The following is a 17,406-nucleotide window of genomic DNA, read 5'->3' as shown; positions in this document are numbered from 1 at the left end:
TTCAAAATACAACATTTTCTAAATTTGGGTAAAAAAAATAAGCCTCTTACAAAATAGTTCTGAAAAGGGACTTATATATTCATTTTAGGTACTTACACAAATCAATCTACCAACAGGCACTTGCCGATGTATAAAGTTTTCACTACATATATTTCAATATATACCTTAAATCATATATGAAATATATGTAGCAAAAACAATTTAATTTATTTAATGAAACTTACGTGTTTGTTGATTTCAGCAAGTACCTCTTCTTTTGCTGCATTATACTCAACTTTTTTCTGTTCAAACCAGTTGTTACCTTCCGCATCAATGGATACGATCAACGGGCCGAATTCTTTTACACGGCAAGTCCATAATGTTTCTGGCATACCTAGTTCGCGCCAGTTAGCAGATTCGATTTCTTCTACTTCTGTTGCTGCTAGTACGGCATTACCGGCAGGAAATACGAGGTGCAAGGCACCAAATTCTTTACAAGCACGTTCTGTGTTAGGACCCATACCACCTTTACCAACGATGAGGCGCACGCCTGTTTCTTTTACAAAATCGTACTCGAATTTTTCCATACGCATACTCGTTGTAGGACCTACGGAAATCATTTCGAATTTGTCATCCTCATGAGCACGCACAATTGGGCCTGCATGAAGGATAGCGCCATCACGAACATCTACAGGAAGTTCACGACCTAATTCGATCAAACGACGATGTGCCACGTCGCGGCAAGTCGTAATATGACCAGTTAAATAAATGATATCGCCTACTTTAATACCGTCTAAATCAGAACGTTTAATTGGTGTTGTTAAAATTTTCTTAGCCATTAGAATGTCACCCCCGCATGAGACAAGATTTCATAATTACCGTCTTTGTCGAATACCACATGACCACGACGGTGGTTCCAGCAACCTACGTTTACGGCTACGGAAATTACGGATGGATGGCGAGAACCATGTTCGATGTTAACGCCCATAACGGATTTGTCACCACCCATACCTTGAGGTCCAAGGTGCAAGTCATTCAAACCGTCTTCCAACAATTGTTCCATATATGCAGCCTTTTCGTTATCTGCTTTGGATGCAACTGGACGCATTAATGCTTTCTTACTCATCATAGCAGCTGTATCAATAGATGTAGCGATACCAACACCAACAAGTAGTGGAGGACACGCATTTAGACCATAACTTGTCATCAAGTCGAATACGAATTTAGCTACCCCTTCATAACCTTCACCAGGCATTAATGTTTTACCAGAGCCAGGTAAAGAACAGCCACCACCGGCCATATAAGGGAAGATTTCGATATCATCTCTACCAGGAATAATATCCCAAGTGATATATGGTGCTGTACGACCGATATTTTTACCTGTGTTAAATTCATCAAATGTTTCTACACAGTTGTGACGCAATGGTGCATCTTGTGTTGCTTGGTATGTAGCGTTGCGAAGAATTTCTTCGATTTCTCCTAATAGAGGATAGTTGGACCCAACTTTCACCCAGAACTGTAATACACCAGTATCTTGACAAGATGGACGATCAAGTTCGAACGCCAACTCTTGGTTTGTTTTCATTGTTTCATAGATCGTTTTAGCTAATGGATTTTTTTCATCGGCAGCGAGTTCTTTAATTTTCGCCTCTACATCATCAGGCAATTTCTTTGCGATGTGTGCAATGAATTTTGCAATGACTCTTGTCATTTCTTGTACTTGTTGTTCTTTAGTACTCATAGGGAACCTCCACATGTATACTTATCAATGAATTTGGGTCACCCACCATTGGGTGCCTCACAGTGTCTGTGGTGACCGCCGGTCACTCATATATCCGTTCAGGTCTCCTGTTATGTCAGTGTCCCTGTCCTTGATTACATTCTACTCGATTCTAGGGATTTCACTATCCGAATTCATATACACTTTTAGAGTTACAATTTTACCTATGCAGGGCTTTATTTTATAAAAAAGGTCCTAACCAATATAAAAATACACCTATAGTCAAAACAAAAAGAACACATATACCATAAGCATTTATGTGCTATTTCCTAGTAAAGAAAAAGGGGGTTAGTGATATATAAATCTCCCTATTCTAATATTTTTATACATGCATTTTTATTATAGTTAATTTTACAGTATCGCACTATCTATGATGACTATCTTCAAGGTTTACACCAAACTATCCAAGAGTTTTTTCAGTTCCTCCCTTACCATATCAATACGTGGATCGTCTCCGTGAACAACCGTAGCATCTGGGCTCTTTACTTTGCGTTTCTGTTTTGTATTGATGAAAGATTGGAGAATTGACAAAACTTCTGTATCAGTGACACTAATCATTTCCTTCCAATCGTGTAATTTTGTTTTACGTCCCACTAACTGAGCCTGTTTCCGATATTCCGATGGTGTATTTTGGAAATGTTTTTTGAAAGCCATATTAAAAGCCTTACTATCAGGGAAACCACATTGGTTTGCAATGCGAACGATTTGTTCCTCCCCATTAGCTAGCAACACAGCGGCCTCACGAAGTCGCATACGTAAAAGATACTCCATAAATGAAATGCCTATTTGTCGTTTGAAAAACTGAGATGCGTAACTCACATTATAACCACCAATGGCGGCAATATCTTCTAACTCAATTTTATTTTGGTAATTATCGTCAATATAAGCAATCATATTTTCAAATGTTGCTTCTTGTAATTCTGCAGGCTTTGCACCCTTAATCACTGCTTTCACCGGTAAAATTTTATTATATACCAACTGAGATAATCCAAGGAAATATGATTCCATAGCCATGTTACGAAGTGGTGTGTCCGCCTTCAGTTGCTCTAACATCATCTGGGCCATATATTGGCGTACAGCAGTATAAAATTCATTATGACGGGTACTTTCATCAGATTGTAGAATAAATCGATAGGTCCCAAAATCAGGGTCAAAAGATGTGAAAAATTTTGGGTCCATATGCATCACAAGAGCCGTCGTGTCTGGTTCTAAGGCCAGTGTTGCATGCCCCACCTGTGGCGCAATAATAATCACATCTAACGGTTCTAAATAGGTGCGTTCCGTATTGCAGCTGACCTCGACACGCCCTTGCAATAACACAAGAACCTCCGTCTCAGGATGCCAATTGTAATGATAGGTACTAATTTTGTAAATATGACTACTAAATTGTAGATGATCATGTTTATATTGATAATGAAAGTAATTCATCATAGCATATGAACCTCTATGTCCTCACCTCCAGAAACAGAATTAACACCTTTTGGAATTTTCGCCAATGCATTAACCGTCACAAGACCTACAAGACCACAGCTGGCATTGCTACAATTTTTATAAAACACAGGGCGCCCTTTTTCAAACACAATGGAACCTTGCACATAACGGTCGAAAGGATTTTTCTTTTCAATTCCCTCACCTAATGAACATAATAACACCTTTCCTAATTGTCCCTCACGGCCTAGATAGCGTTGTAATACAGGCTTGACCAATAAATGCCAACCATTAAAGGCTGCCCCTGGATTTCCCGAGAGTCCAAAAATCAGCTGGCCTTTTGGAGTCACCGCACCATACGAGGCAGCGCCAGGACGCATTTGAATCCGTCCATACAAAACCTTAGCCCCCAATGCTGTGTACATTTTCGGCAGTGTATCATACAAGCCTACAGACACACCACCAGAGCTAACAATAATATCACAATCTCTTGCGAGGCGAATGATGGCTTCTAGCTCATCGTCATAAGCCACCGGATCATCCGTTACATGGTATTGTACGGTTTCCACAACACCTAGATCCTTTAAAAATCCTTGGAGCATCACACGATTAGAATTATAGATTTTTCCTGGCACAAGTTTTAAGCCTGGATCAATCACCTCTCTACCAGACGTTAATACCAAAACACGAGGTTTTCGATACACCTCAACCATTTCATAACCAAGGCCCATTAATACAGCTTGTACAGCCGTAGTTATGACAGTACCTTCTGGAATAACCTCCAACCCTTTTCGTCCATCCTCACCTTGGTAAATAATATGGCTTCCTTTAGTAATTTGTCCTTGGATTTCAAGTGTTGACCCTATGTGTCCATCGGTTTTACATTGTTCCTGCATGACCACCGTATCACACATAGTAGGTACCATGGCGCCCGTCATAATACGAACGGCATGGCCTAGTGGTACTTGAGCATTCCATACTACACCTGCTCCAATAATACCATCAATAATATAATTACGACGACCATCTTCATAGATAAGTCCGTATCCATCCATAGCTGATTTATTAAAGTGAGGCACATCATGAGGTAGAGTAATTGTCTCAGCTAGTACATAATCACGAGCTACTGTAACCGACAAAGGCATAGTTCTATATTCAACATTCTCTAATACTTCGTCCCATAAGGATAAAGCCGCTTCTACGGTAACTCCCACCATGATAATCTCCTTCACACTATACTTCATTATTAATTCTTTACATAATACGCTTGATTTTAATTTCACGCAATGAATTCCATCACAGTACCATGACTAACAACAGTAAAACAATTTATCACCATATGGCTACGATAATACATTCTAGCTCATTATATAGTGGCGATGATACGTTCTACTAATTTAGGAATATCTCCTTCCAATCCATCTAATGAAATAGTAGCTACACGATCTAGACTATCACTAATAAGCTCTTGGTCCTCTCGCACCACCTCAATGATAGGAAATACACCTTGGGATCTTGTTTCGATAAACACAAGATCTACCGGTAAAGATTGTGCCAACTCCATCAAATTAGTTTGTTCCGTCGTACGCAATCGAACTGCCGTCTCCTGTGGTCCTGCAATAGCTACTGCTGTCGCACCAGCTTGCATAACAGTATCCGTATCCGTATTAGGATGGTCCATAACAAATCCATGGTGGTCACTCTTAACGAGGCCTACACGAATCCCACGCGCCTCTAAGGCACTCACCAATGCAGCCACCACAGTCGTTTTCCCGGTCTTGCTTTTAGATGCGACCACACTAAATATAGGTACGTTTCGTTGACTGTTAATATAATCTGCACGAGCCCATACATATTCATCTTGATAATTCACATTGTATAAATCTCTAGCATTTTCTGGAATATCGATGGTATCTACTTCATAATCTGACATGGATTCTAATTTTCCAATCATATGATGCAAGGATACATCCTCATCGCCAGACTCAAGAATAGATGATAGCACGGGAAGGATAGTTGTGCGATAAATACCACCTATCGGCTCTAAGGTACCATTGCTATGCTTTGGTACCACTACATCCACACAATTGTCGAATCGAGCAATATCAGGATAATGTGAAAGTTCAATAAACGGCATATCCACAGCCACCACCGCATAGGCATCGGCTACATGTAGAGGTGCAGCAGCTTTCAAAGAGCTATATAAACCACCTAACGGACCACAACGAGGATATTCGTCATACACAATATCCACTGATTTAGATAATAATAAACTAGGCAGAGATTCCATAATCACCTGTGACTCGTCCTCTGGCCCAACAGATACAATTATATGTTTAAATCCCGCGGTTTGCCCCTTTTGTATCATATGGGATAGTAATGTAGTAGACGGATCTATTCCCCATGGCAACAGAGCCTTTGGACAGCCCATACGAGTTCCTAATCCACCAGCTAATATAATAAGACCTAATCGTTCTTTTCCTTGGTTCATAGCAACCTCCTCAACAGACATACTTATGTCGATTCCATATTCCTCTATTGACGAATACGTTTACCACGAGTTTATAACACTAGCATTATTAATGACATTATACTGATTTAATTCCTTTTTTTAGCGCTTTATATACAATCATGAGTACTGCAATATTAATAATAGCATTAGGAATCATATAAGATGCATTATAGATCATAGAGTAAATCCAAGGATTTTGACCTTCTGGGGCATAACTAGCAAAAACCACCGCACCACTCACTACGGTGCTACACCAACGAAGCACCATAGCCAATAAAGATCCACTGAATAAACCTATAGTAGTATCCTTAAAATATCCACAAATCCCAATAATACCATATCCAACAATATAGTCTAATAGAATACTTAAGTAGTGAATAGTATATTTAAATCCCAACAGGAAATCTACAATACCGTATACGATAGATACTGTAAGGCCGGATTTCCCGCCCCAACGATAGGCGTAAAACATTAATGGCACCATACTAGCAGCTTTTACCGAACCACCTTGGGGCATATGAAATAGGACAATGAAATTTAATACAAAGGCGATGGCGATGGCCATTCCCCCTTCCGCAATCATTCTTGTTTTATTATGGTTCATAAGAGATACACTTTCTGCTGGTCTATATGTACTAGCTCATATAATTTTACGAAATACATACACCAACTAAAAATACGTACATTATAATTATATCGAGTAAAATAGTTCACCCTTATGCAAATTACATATACTAATAATTAAATTATATACGTTAATAGATTGAAATTTATCATTATATTCTGTATAATAGTTAAGGTTTGAGGTCAAATAGCTCAAATCAAGAGCAACTCAAACTATACATTCGTTTTATTATACCTCAAAGGAGATATAGAAACTATGATTAACACAACGAATATCTTTGATTATGAAGACGTCCAATTGATTCCTAATAAATGTATCGTATCCAGCCGTAGCGAATGCGACACACATGTAAAACTTGGCAATCGCGAATTCCGTTTACCAGTAGTTCCTGCAAACATGCAAACTATTATTGACGAAGAATTGGCTGAAAAATTAGCTCGTGGTAACTACTTCTACATCATGCACCGTTTCCAACCTGAAACACGTTTCAACTTTGTAAAAGACATGCATGACAAAGGTCTATACTCCTCCATCAGTATCGGTGTAAAACCAGAGGAATATGCTTTGGTTGACGAATTTGCAAAAGCTAACCTTACTCCTGATTATATCACGATTGATATCGCACATGGTCATTCCAATGCAGTAATCGATATGATTAAACATATTAAAGCAAACCTTCCTGAATCCTTTGTTATCGCTGGTAATGTTGGTACACCAGAAGCTGTGCGTGAACTTGAAAACGCTGGCGCTGATGCTACAAAAGTAGGTATTGGCCCTGGTAAAGTATGTATCACTAAATTAAAAACTGGTTTTGGTACTGGCGGCTGGCAATTAGCAGCTGTTCGTTGGTGCTCCAAAGCAGCTACAAAACCTATCATCGCTGACGGTGGTATCCGCGACCATGGCGACATCGCTAAATCCATTCGTTTCGGTGCTACACTTGTTATGATTGGCTCCTTATTTGCAGGTCACATCGAATCCCCAGGTAAAGATACAGTGATTGACGGCGTATCCTACAAAGAATACTTCGGTTCCGCCTCTGAATTCCAAAAAGGCGAACGTAAAAATGTAGAAGGTAAAAAAATGTACATTCCTTCCAAAGGCTCTATCTTTGATACATTGGTAGAAATGGAACAAGATTTGCAATCCGCTATCTCCTACGCTGGTGGCCACACATTACAAGCCATCCGCAAAGTTGATTACGTTCTTGTTAAAAACTCCATCTTTAACGGCGACCGTTAATCCAAAATTCAATAACGCCCCATGTAAAAGCGCATCCCTAAGGATGCGCTTTTTTGTGTGCTATAGTTTTTTTGCGTGCTATATATATTTATTTAGTCTTTATATGCTTATCTATTTTAGTACCCATACATACCGATGAACACAACTGCATATAGTGTAAGGTGATAATTTACCCAAAGTTATTTGATCAATCGATACGCATAAGATGACAATCCCACGCTTATGAGCAATAATCCCGCTAGCATAGTAAAAGCAGCGATGATACTCAAACTATGTGATACATAACCAATCAATGCTGGTCCTGCCAGCACACCTACATACCCCAATGTGGTGGCCGTTGATAAGGCCTGTGTCATGGGAATCACCTTTTGCATACCCATTGCAGAGAATAAGTTTGGCACGATCATGGATAGCGATAGCCCCAACAACACAAAGGATGCCAAGGCCCAACTATGTGGAGCTACGATAATAATGCCTAATGCAATAGCACCAAGGAAATAACTAGTCACTACAATTCGTTTTGGACTCACATGCATGCTCACCGCATTACCTGCTAAACGACCTATCGTCATGGCAATATGATAGAACATGATGCCCATCACTGCTCGTTCAATAGGCACATCTTTTTCAGTGTTTAAGAAAATAGCACTCCAATCACTCATGCCACCTTCTACGAGATAAGAAATAAATGCTAATATACCAAAGATGATGGCAATGGGATGGAATGACAATGGATTTTTTGAGCCTCCACCTTTTTCGTCACTTTCATCCTTACCAAATGATAACATCCCCGGGGCCATACCGAACAATGAAATAATTAAACCCGCAATGGTTCCCCAAATACTGCCATAGATAGACAGGCCTACTGTATTCAACAAAAATAACAGCAACAAGGCACCTATAAATCCACCAATACTCCACCCCCCGTGAAAGCCAGACATCAATTTACGGCCTGACATTTTTTCGACCAGCAAGGTTTGCAAATTAGCCGCCACGTCCCCTAGTCCCATGCCGAGGCCAAAGAAGAACAAGCTCGTACTGGCCATCCATACAGTATCACTGAGGGTGATACCCACAGTAGCCAGCATCCCTACGAGATTGCCACCTACCACGGTGAATCGACAGCCAAATCGATTGGCCACCTTGCCGGCGAGGGTCATGGATATAATCGATCCAATGCCAAGCACTAAAATCATAGAACCTAGCACATCATCACCGATGTTGAGGCGAGCCTTGAGAAACGGTACATAACCAGCCCATAATGCCATATATACACCTGGAATAAAAAAGGTCGCCCAGGCGGATATCATATGTTTTTTAGTTATGGTCATCTTTATGTTCTTTCAACCAGGATACGGCATACTGCGCGTATACTGCAGAGGCTGCAGATAAAATGGTATCATCCATGGTAAAACGATTATTATGGTGGTCATAAACCGCATCGATATCTGGATTGCGGATTCCAATAAAGGCAAAGCATGTTGGTTTATCCACACCATACCAAGCAAAGTCTTCGCCAGCCATAACTTTACGCATAGGAGACAATTTTTCCTTGCCTAATACTTCGATAACAACGCGTTCTGCTAGTTCTGAAGATGCTGGATCATTGATAGTTGGTGGAACGCGACTTTCATAATCAAGAGTAGCCGTAGCACCATAAGCCTCAGCCGTATGTTCAATGATACGACGCATTTTATCTACAATTTCCTGCTCTTGTTCACGTTTAAAGAATCGAACAGTACCGCCCATTTGAGCCTCCCCAGGAATAATATTCCACTCACTACCACTATGAATATTCCCAATAGTTAACACTACGGAATCTAGAGCACTAAAATTACGGGATACTAGAGTTTGTAAATTCATAACAATAGCACTAGATACTACGATGGCATCAATAGCTTGATGTGGTTGCGCCCCATGACCAGTTTTACCTTTTACATTAATAGTAAATACCGCACTAGCTGCCATGCGTTCGCCCGCCTCAACAGAAACGAGACCTGCTGGCAAATCAATCCATACATGACCGCCAAATACGGCATCAACTTTGCTCCACCAGTCTCCAAATTTCATAAATTCTGGCGCACCAGCACCTGTTTCCTCTGCAGGTTGAAACGCTAGGTATACATCGCCTTCGATTTGATCGCGAGCTTCCATGAGCATTTGTGCGGCGCCTAACAAAATCGCCATGTGACCATCATGACCACAGGCATGGGATTTGCCATCATTTTTAGATTTAAATGCAAATGTATTGCGCTCCTCCACAGGTAGACCGTCAATATCCGCACGTAGAGCAATAGCCTTACCAGGTTTTGCCCCTTTGATGATACCTACAAGACCTGTTCCAGTTTCCTCGTTAATAGTATAAGGAATCCCCATTTTATCAAGCTCTGCCGCCAATGTTTTTGTCGTTTCAAACTCTTCATTGCTGAGCTCTGGATGTTCATGAAAATAACGACGCCATTGTTGTACATACTCTTGATATTTTGGTATTAATGTTTTAATTTCCATAGGTTATACACCTCTCTATTCTTATCCTAATCTATATAAAAGGAACGACCACGAGATTCCTCGTTGTCGTTCTCTTGTAAACCTTTTATTTGTTTCTTAACACTGCTTGTACTACTAAACAACCAATAGCTGTTAGCATAGCTACCCCAGAAGTAATTTTAGCACAAACAACTAACTCATCTTTTGTTGGTTTAGCTACCGCTGCAATTTGTAAACCTTTTGCTACAACTGGCACTAAAATATCTTTTTTTATAGATTCTGCATTCATTGTATATCCCCAAATGTTACTACACTTGGTACCTCCCTTCAACAAATATGATATGCCTTACTCTTATTTGCTTTTATTATATATGAAACTAAGCATAAGGAATAGTCTCAATTTCCATGACACGCAAAAATATAACTATATCTATAGATCTCATATATCTGTATATTTAAACCAGTTTTTGTATAGTAAAGGGGACATACCCGTCGGTATGTCCCCTTTACTAGAGTTTTAAGTTGTCTCTCTAACTATTTAGGATTGCCGAAGCAATAGTGTGTGTGAGTGTACCTAAATAGTAGGAGATGTGTGAAGAGTGCCTAATTTACCTTAGGCAGAGAATCTAGTTTATAAGCTGAGAGAGAGAAACTTATAAACAACCAGTTAAATGTGTGTGTGAGTTGTGTGTATGGTTACTGGCGATTCCCTATGACAGTAGCTCGGATATTTCCGATAACTTCTATCTGTAATTATAGTATCACTGTACATAGGCATTGTCAATATGAAAACTAAAATTTTACAAGTACTTCATTTATAAATACATAAATTTAATTTGTTAGTTTAGTATAAAATTTGGTGATATAATATTCATATACTATAAATAAAACAGCAGAACCTTTATCATCTTTTGCATACTTATACCGAAATCATTCTATACAGTTCGGAACCGTATTTAATCCACAATATATACTATACTATATTTGAATCGAGGTACTTATGAAGATGTCTATTGGTGTAGAATATGCACTACACTGCCTATTACCAATGATAGATTTGCAAGATAAATCTCCAGCTACAGTAAAAAATTTAGCCCTCTACCAAGGCATTTCAGAATCTTACTTAGCAAAGATTTTTACTAAACTTACAAAAGCCAAATTAGTACAAGCAGAACCAGGTGTTAAAGGCGGTTATCGCCTTGCGCAATCACCAGCAGATATTTCTTTTCTCGATATATTTGAAGCAGTAGAAGGCAAAGATAGCTTCTTTCGTTGTAAATCTGTTCGACACGCCTCTATTTTATTACAGGAAGAAGAAACTGTACCACCCCCTTATAAAACACCATGTGCCGTGCGAAAAATAATGAGTGGTAGCGAAGAAGCTTTTAAAGGCTATCTCCAACAGTATACATTAGCCTGGCTCCATCATTATACCTATACAGAGGTCTTATCTGAACAAGATCGACTAGACACGATAGAATGGTTTAAATCACAATCGAATGGCAATTAACAAGATCTCCCCTGCATAAGAATTGAACTGCCCCCCTAATGTTAGAACTAATAATCTAACATTAGGGGGGGTATTCTATGTGAGGGATATACTATTTTAAAGCACTGCTTACGATTCAGGACAAGCTCAGCTATACCTATGCAAGGTCAGCAATAACCTGTTTCAATATGCCAATCGCTTTCTCTAATTGTTCTTGTGGAATATTTAATGCTGGTAACAAACGTACTTTATTCTTTGCAGACAATACTACCACACCTTGTTCCAAACATTTAGCAATAATAGACTTTGGTTCTGCCGTACATTCGATACCAAGCATCAAACCTAGGCCAGACACGCTGATAACACCTGTAGCACCTTCTAATTGGTCTTTCACATATTGACCTTTTTTAGCCACATCAGCTAAAAATTCATCAGTCAACCGATCCACAACCGTAATGGCACCGGCTGCACAAATTGGATTACCGCCAAATGTGGAACCATGCGCCCCTGCATCAAGAACGAACTGTGTTTTTTCATTGAATAATGTCGCCCCCATAGGCAAACCTGCAGCAAGGCCTTTTGCGGTAGACACAACATCTGGATGAATATCAAAATTTTCATAACCATACATTTTACCAGTACGACCATTCCCTGTTTGCACTTCATCAACGAGCAATAAAATATCATTATCCGCTGCATAGTTAGCAATACCTTGCACAAAATCAGCCTCTAATGGCATAACGCCACCTTCACCTTGGATGGTTTCAATGAGCACAGCACATACGCGAGGATTCTTTGCTACTTCATAGAATGCGTCTAAATCATTGGCTGGCGTAAATATAAAACCTTCTGTAAAAGGACCAAAATGTTGATGAAATACATCTTGTCCTGTAGCAGACAATGTTGTAATCGTACGACCATGGAAACTATTCACTAATGTAATGATAACATTACGATCCCCACCGTATTTATCGCTAGAATATTTACGAGCTGTCTTAATGGCACATTCATTAGCCTCTGCCCCGGAATTAGAAAAGAATACTTTTTTCATGCCCGTCTTTTCACAGAGTTTTTGAGCCAATTCCATTTGGGGTAATGTATAGTATAAATTAGATACATGATTCAAGCTTTTCACTTGATTAATAACCGCATTAGCCCATACATCATCATGAATTCCGAACGCTGTAACGCCGATACCAGATCCTAAATCAATATATTCTTTACCGTTTTCATCATACACCACCGATCCTTCGCCTTTTACGAAGCACACATCAAATCGTCCATAGGTGTTGGCTACAAACTCTTTATCTAATTCTTGATAATTCATTGTTTTAATTTCTTTAACCAATGGAGTATTAATTTCAATCGCACTCATTTTGGCGCCTTCTTTCTATTTTACGAACATTGTGCCCAAACCTTCGTTAGTCAATAACTCAATCAAGATAGCATGTGGAATTTCACCATTTATGATGAATACCTTTTGCGCTCCTGCTTCAATAGCCTCTAGGCAGCAATCCACTTTAGGAATCATACCACCAGCAATAATACCTTCTTGTTTCAATTGTTTAGCTTCTGCTACAGACAATTGTGGGATCAAAGATGTTGGGTTATCTTTGTCACGCATAACCCCATCAATATTCGTCATAGCAACCATTGTTTCTGCTTGTAATGCACCAGCTACTTTTGCAGCCACAGTGTCAGCATTGATATTGTAAGCCACGCCGTTTTCATCCACACCAATAGAGGATAATACTGGAATGTAACCTTGGGAAATGACTGTTTCAATCAATGTAGTATCGATATCGTCAATTTCACCAACAAGACCAAGGTCGGCATTTTTTTTGTGAACTTTAATCATATTGCCATCAATACCGCATAAACCAACAGCTTTACCGCCAAGCTCTACAATGTTTGCTACGAGACCTTTGTTAACTTTACCAGCGAGTACCATTTGAACCACTTCCATTGTCGGTTCGTCAGTAACACGCAAACCATCTTTGAATGTAGATTCAATTTGCATCTTATCTAGAGCACTATTAATTTCCGGTCCCCCACCATGAACGAGGACAACTTTCACTCCTACAAGGTTCAACAATAACAAATCTTGCATAACAGATTTTTTCAGTTCTGGATCTGTCATCGCATTGCCGCCATATTTCACAACAACGTATTTATCTGTATATTCTTTAATATAAGGAACCGCAGCCGTTAAAATCTGCGCTCTTTTTGCATTCGTTACTTTATCCAAGTGTCCATCTCTTTTCTTATCTCAAATGTTTTTTATCTCAATGTTTCTATATATGTGAAAGTTCAATCCCTATGCATTCATTTCAATACTATACATTCAATGCTCGGTTTTATACTTTCACGTTAGCGAGCTGTTACCCTCAATTATTTAACAGCTAAACCTGTTTCCTCAGGGAATCCCAAGGCAATGTTCATACATTGTACAGCCGCACCAGAGGCTCCTTTACCAAGGTTATCGAGGATAGCATGTACCATCACGCGATCATCGTTACCAGATACATAGAGTGTCATAGTATCTAAATCTGTATTTTCATTAGCCGCCAGGAATAATCCATTCGTAGCATCTAAATCAAATGGCGCTACATTGACCATTTGGGAGTCTTTATATTGTGCTAATAGTGCATCGTGGATGTCCTTTGCTGTTGGATTGTTGTTCAAATGACTTGTGTGGAAGCCGATAGTAACCTCCATACCTGCGTAGTAATCATCTACGATAGGAGAGAAAATCGGGGATGTTGCTAATCCACATGTATGTACCACTTCAGGTAAATGTTTATGTTTTTGACCTAGGCCGTATTGACGTGGTGCATGAAGAGCCACTTCTTTTTCTGGGTCCTCATATTGTCCAATCATTTTTTTGCCACCACCGCTATAGCCTGTTAGGGAGAATACAGATACTGGATAATCAGCAGGTACGATACCAGCCTCAACCAATGGTTTTAAAATAGCAATCATACCGCTAGAATGACAGCCTGGATTTGCAATATAACGATTTGTGGCAATTTTTTGACGATAGCTTTCACCTAATTCTGGGAACCCATAGGCCCAGTCTGGATGTGTACGGAACGCCGTGGACGCATCGATGATTTTGCAATTCAAATCCTTGGTAGCCTCAACCACCTCAATAGATGCTGCATCTGGCAAACAAAGGAAAATCAAATCCGCGCCCGCTGCTATGTCAGCGATTTTTGTCATATCTTTACGATCTTCGTCGGCGATGGATAACAAATTAATGTCCCCGCGGCCGGATAAACGTTCATGTATGCGAAGCCCTGTAGTCCCCTCATGACCTACGATAAATACATTTTTCTTGCTCATATTTATGTCCTCTTGTTTCTCAATTTTTTCAACTACCTATTATGAAAGCGCAAACTATGCGCTATCTGTATATCACACTCGGCTCACTACAGAATAAGCTGTGCCCCTGTCCATTGTGAATATGTGCGATTATAATGTTTCGTAATCGCTAAATGTAGCAACCATAACTGCTTTGATAGTATGCAAACGATTTTCAGCCTCTTGAAACGCAAGAGATGCTTCACTTTCAAATACATCATCAGTTACCTCGATGCCATTCATGCTGAAGCGTTCAAAGATATCTTTACCAACTTGTGTGTTTGTATCATGGAATGCTGGTAGACAGTGACAGAATTTCACGTTTGGATTGCCAGTCATTTTCATCATTTCTGGTGTAATTTGATATGGTTTGAATGTATTAATACGCTCTTTCCACATATCGTAAGTATCACCCATTGTTACCCATACACCTGTGTAGATAACATCTAGACCTTTCACGCCTTCTTCTACATTATCTGTCACAGTAATTGTGGCACCCGTTTCAGCAGCTACTTTTTTACATTCTTCAAAGAATGCCCCTTCTGGATGGTATTGTTTAGGGCCGATTAAACGGAAATCCATCCCCAATTTCACAGCACCACTCATCAATGCATTGCACATATTGGATTGACCGTGGCCAACGTAAGCAAAGGAAATTTCATTCAATGGTTTGTCGATATTTTCTTGCAATGTAAGGAAATTTGCCAATGTTTGTGTTGGGTGGTCCATATCAGTCAAACCATTCCACACAGGAACACCGCTATATTTCGCTAATTCCTCAACGTCCTCTTGCGCAAAGCCACGAAACTCGATGCCATCATACATGGAACCTAGCACACGAGCTGTATCCTTTAAGGATTCTTTTTTATTCATTTGGCTACCCGTTGGGCCAAGATATGTAGTATGTGCACCTTGATCAGCAGCACCGACTTCAAAGGCACAACGCGTACGCGTGGAATCTTTTTCAAAGATTAATACGAAGTTCTTACCCTTCATGGATTGTTTTTCAACGCCTGCTTTTTTATCAGCTTTCAATTTTGCAGCTAGTTCCAAGTAATATTTAATTTCTTCTGGTGTGTAATCTAGCATGGTTAAAAACGATTTATTATGTAAACTTTTCATCAGTTCGTCCTCAATTTCTCAATATATATAAATTATTACTGTTCCCCAACAAGTAATTCTGCAATGGCACCACTCATGAGTGTAACGCCTGTTTGTAGTACAGATTCGTCGATAGCAAATTTATTATGATGCAATGCTGGATTACCTTCATAACCAGTACCTAGCCAGATGAAAGCACCTTTATATTTGTTAAGATATGCTGAGAAATCTTCTGCAGTCATAGCTGGTACTTCTGGAAGAACAATAGCTTCTTCACCAAGGTATTCTGTACCAACTTTCGTTAGGTGATCAATGGAATCCGCATCATTTATGGTTGCACTATGACCACGTTGGTAATCGATAACACTAGTGGTGCCAAACATCAAATCTAAGGCTTTCAAACTTTCAATCAAACGATTTTCAATATAATCGCGTTTCGCTGGATTGTATGTACGGCATGTTCCCTCTAAATAAGCATCCTCAGCACCTACGTTATAACGTTCACCAGATTTGAAAGTACCAATCGTGCACACAAGATTTTCCATTGGATCCGTTTCACGAGCTACGATGGATTGTACATTTACAATCCAATTAGCGGCCGCTACGATAGCATCCGTCCCCAAATGAGGCATCGCACCATGTGTAGCTTTACCTTTGATATGAACGTCAAATCGGTCGGAGGCAGCCATCAAGTTCCCTTTTCGTAAGCCTACAGTACCCACTGGAAGATCTGGCCATACATGAAGGCCAAAGATTTCTTCAACCCCCTCTAATACACCTGTTTCCACAATATGATACGCACCTCGGATAGTACCACTCTCTTCTGCAGGTTGGAATACGAGTTTTACTGTACCATGTAATTGATCCTTAATGGAATTTAATACAGCGGCTGCACCTAATAAAATAGCCATATGACTATCGTGACCACAGGCATGCATTTTACCAGTATTTTTAGACGCAAATGGTAAACCAGTCTGTTCTGTCACAGGCAATGCATCCATGTCGGCACGAAGGGCTACAGTTTTACCAGGGTGAGCCCCTTTGATTTCACCAATTACAGCATATTGGAATACATTCGCGTTGAACGGAATGCCCATATTAGATAATTGTTCTTGAATATATTTAGACGTTTCTACTTCCTCACCAGACAATTCTGGATTTTCGTGGAAGTGACGTCTCCATTCTACGATTTTCTCTGCATACTGTTTTGCTTTTTCTTGTATAATTTCTTTAAATACTGCCATCTTCTTATCCTTTTTTCTCATCTTTAATCCAATTATTATCTATATTTATGTCACTAGACATATTTTATATCGCAATGTATATATTGCATATTTATGAATCAATATATGTAGTATAGCACCATACATACAAGATTGCAAGTATTTATACATAAATTC

The 17,406-nt window shown here is 39.5% G+C and carries 16 protein-coding genes; 2 read left to right on the top strand and 14 right to left on the bottom strand.

Translation table 11 applies throughout. From position 1 onward, the window contains the following. Positions 1-206: 206 nt before the first annotated feature. The 6 genes from ttdB to thiT form a co-directional block, all read right to left on the bottom strand. A complete protein-coding gene (gene ttdB / locus RVY80_RS06670) occupies positions 207-818 on the bottom strand; it encodes a L(+)-tartrate dehydratase subunit beta (protein ID WP_295189191.1) in 612 nt (203 codons plus the stop codon). After that, entirely contained in the window at positions 818-1,720 is a 903-nt protein-coding gene (ttdA, locus tag RVY80_RS06665) for a L(+)-tartrate dehydratase subunit alpha (protein ID WP_295189188.1), read from the bottom strand. The genes ttdB and ttdA overlap by 1 nt, the downstream gene beginning before the upstream one ends. A gap of 429 nt (positions 1,721-2,149) precedes the next feature. Beyond that, on the bottom strand, positions 2,150-3,187 hold the full coding sequence (locus tag RVY80_RS06660) for an AraC family transcriptional regulator (RefSeq protein ID WP_411040734.1): 1,038 nt from the start codon (positions 3,185-3,187) through the stop codon (positions 2,150-2,152). Continuing rightward, positions 3,187-4,404, bottom strand: coding sequence for a molybdopterin molybdotransferase MoeA (locus RVY80_RS06655; protein WP_317330019.1), 1,218 nt, complete (start codon positions 4,402-4,404; stop codon positions 3,187-3,189). Before RVY80_RS06655 ends, RVY80_RS06660 begins: the two co-directional genes overlap by 1 nt. Before the next feature lie 149 nt (positions 4,405-4,553). Beyond that, positions 4,554-5,678, bottom strand: coding sequence for a molybdopterin-guanine dinucleotide biosynthesis protein B (gene mobB / locus RVY80_RS06650; RefSeq protein WP_317330017.1), 1,125 nt, complete (start codon positions 5,676-5,678; stop codon positions 4,554-4,556). 97 nt (positions 5,679-5,775) lie between these two features. Then, positions 5,776-6,303: an energy-coupled thiamine transporter ThiT gene (gene thiT, locus RVY80_RS06645; protein WP_295192590.1), complete on the bottom strand. Its 528-nt coding sequence runs from the start codon at positions 6,301-6,303 to the stop codon at positions 5,776-5,778. Between the two features lie 276 nt (positions 6,304-6,579). Between thiT and RVY80_RS06640 the strand changes: the two genes are divergently transcribed. Next, on the top strand, positions 6,580-7,566 hold the full coding sequence (locus RVY80_RS06640; RefSeq protein ID WP_295189176.1) for a GMP reductase: 987 nt from the start codon (positions 6,580-6,582) through the stop codon (positions 7,564-7,566). A gap of 179 nt (positions 7,567-7,745) precedes the next feature. On the opposite strand, the gene RVY80_RS06635 is transcribed toward RVY80_RS06640, so the two are convergent. The 3 genes from RVY80_RS06635 to RVY80_RS06625 all read right to left on the bottom strand — a co-directional run bounded on the left by RVY80_RS06635 (position 7,746) and on the right by RVY80_RS06625 (position 10,342). Further along, positions 7,746-8,876 carry an MFS transporter gene (locus RVY80_RS06635; protein WP_317330081.1) on the bottom strand — a complete coding sequence of 377 codons (1,131 nt, stop codon included), beginning with the start codon at positions 8,874-8,876 and terminating at the stop codon, positions 7,746-7,748. 7 nt (positions 8,877-8,883) lie between these two features. Beyond that, on the bottom strand, positions 8,884-10,074 hold the full coding sequence (locus RVY80_RS06630) for a M20 metallopeptidase family protein (RefSeq protein WP_295189170.1): 1,191 nt from the start codon (positions 10,072-10,074) through the stop codon (positions 8,884-8,886). Positions 10,075-10,159: 85 nt separating this feature from the next. Continuing rightward, positions 10,160-10,342, bottom strand: coding sequence for a hypothetical protein (locus RVY80_RS06625; protein ID WP_295189167.1), 183 nt, complete (start codon positions 10,340-10,342; stop codon positions 10,160-10,162). 711 nt (positions 10,343-11,053) lie between these two features. Here RVY80_RS06625 and RVY80_RS06620 point away from each other — a divergent pair. Beyond that, on the top strand, positions 11,054-11,563 hold the full coding sequence (locus tag RVY80_RS06620; protein WP_317330016.1) for an RrF2 family transcriptional regulator: 510 nt from the start codon (positions 11,054-11,056) through the stop codon (positions 11,561-11,563). 136 nt (positions 11,564-11,699) lie between these two features. On the opposite strand, the gene RVY80_RS06615 is transcribed toward RVY80_RS06620, so the two are convergent. The 5 genes from RVY80_RS06615 to RVY80_RS06595 form a co-directional block, all read right to left on the bottom strand. Further along, the gene (locus tag RVY80_RS06615; protein WP_411040732.1) at positions 11,700-12,869 is read right to left on the bottom strand and encodes an aspartate aminotransferase family protein; all 1,170 of its coding nucleotides are present in this window, start codon (positions 12,867-12,869) and stop codon (positions 11,700-11,702) included. A gap of 63 nt (positions 12,870-12,932) precedes the next feature. Continuing rightward, on the bottom strand, positions 12,933-13,790 hold the full coding sequence (argB, locus tag RVY80_RS06610; RefSeq protein WP_317330014.1) for an acetylglutamate kinase: 858 nt from the start codon (positions 13,788-13,790) through the stop codon (positions 12,933-12,935). Positions 13,791-13,933: 143 nt separating this feature from the next. After that, positions 13,934-14,887 carry an N-acetyl-gamma-glutamyl-phosphate reductase gene (gene argC, locus RVY80_RS06605; protein ID WP_295192603.1) on the bottom strand — a complete coding sequence of 318 codons (954 nt, stop codon included), beginning with the start codon at positions 14,885-14,887 and terminating at the stop codon, positions 13,934-13,936. A 129-nt stretch (positions 14,888-15,016) separates the two neighbouring features. Then, positions 15,017-16,027: an ornithine carbamoyltransferase gene (gene argF, locus RVY80_RS06600; protein WP_399416910.1), complete on the bottom strand. Its 1,011-nt coding sequence runs from the start codon at positions 16,025-16,027 to the stop codon at positions 15,017-15,019. Positions 16,028-16,062: 35 nt separating this feature from the next. After that, on the bottom strand, positions 16,063-17,250 hold the full coding sequence (locus RVY80_RS06595; protein ID WP_295189153.1) for a M20 metallopeptidase family protein: 1,188 nt from the start codon (positions 17,248-17,250) through the stop codon (positions 16,063-16,065). Positions 17,251-17,406 lie beyond the last annotated feature (156 nt).

Source organism: Veillonella absiana (genome assembly GCF_032970865.1).
In the GTDB taxonomy this organism is placed as follows: domain Bacteria; phylum Bacillota; class Negativicutes; order Veillonellales; family Veillonellaceae; genus Veillonella; species Veillonella absiana.
Note: the sequence above shows the minus strand (reverse complement) of the source record. Positions and strands in the feature narration are given on the sequence as shown.

Bases quoted from the DNA above. Each gene is read 5' to 3' on its own strand.
- RVY80_RS06640 (WP_295189176.1), top strand. From the start codon at position 6,580: ATGATTAACACAACGAATATCTTTGATTATGAAGACGTCCAATTGATT.
- RVY80_RS06635 (WP_317330081.1), bottom strand. From the start codon at position 8,876: ATGATATCCGCCTGGGCGACCTTTTTTATTCCAGGTGTATATATGGCA.
- RVY80_RS06620 (WP_317330016.1), top strand. From the start codon at position 11,054: ATGAAGATGTCTATTGGTGTAGAATATGCACTACACTGCCTATTACCA.
- mobB (WP_317330017.1), bottom strand. From the start codon at position 5,678: ATGAACCAAGGAAAAGAACGATTAGGTCTTATTATATTAGCTGGTGGA.
- RVY80_RS06655 (WP_317330019.1), bottom strand. From the start codon at position 4,404: ATGGTGGGAGTTACCGTAGAAGCGGCTTTATCCTTATGGGACGAAGTA.
- RVY80_RS06660 (WP_411040734.1), bottom strand. From the start codon at position 3,187: ATGAATTACTTTCATTATCAATATAAACATGATCATCTACAATTTAGT.
- RVY80_RS06630 (WP_295189170.1), bottom strand. From the start codon at position 10,074: ATGGAAATTAAAACATTAATACCAAAATATCAAGAGTATGTACAACAA.
- RVY80_RS06595 (WP_295189153.1), bottom strand. From the start codon at position 17,250: ATGGCAGTATTTAAAGAAATTATACAAGAAAAAGCAAAACAGTATGCA.
- RVY80_RS06615 (WP_411040732.1), bottom strand. From the start codon at position 12,869: ATGAATTATCAAGAATTAGATAAAGAGTTTGTAGCCAACACCTATGGA.
- ttdB (WP_295189191.1), bottom strand. From the start codon at position 818: ATGGCTAAGAAAATTTTAACAACACCAATTAAACGTTCTGATTTAGAC.
- ttdA (WP_295189188.1), bottom strand. From the start codon at position 1,720: ATGAGTACTAAAGAACAACAAGTACAAGAAATGACAAGAGTCATTGCA.
- thiT (WP_295192590.1), bottom strand. From the start codon at position 6,303: ATGAACCATAATAAAACAAGAATGATTGCGGAAGGGGGAATGGCCATC.
- RVY80_RS06625 (WP_295189167.1), bottom strand. From the start codon at position 10,342: ATGAATGCAGAATCTATAAAAAAAGATATTTTAGTGCCAGTTGTAGCA.
- argC (WP_295192603.1), bottom strand. From the start codon at position 14,887: ATGAGCAAGAAAAATGTATTTATCGTAGGTCATGAGGGGACTACAGGG.
- argF (WP_399416910.1), bottom strand. From the start codon at position 16,027: ATGAAAAGTTTACATAATAAATCGTTTTTAACCATGCTAGATTACACA.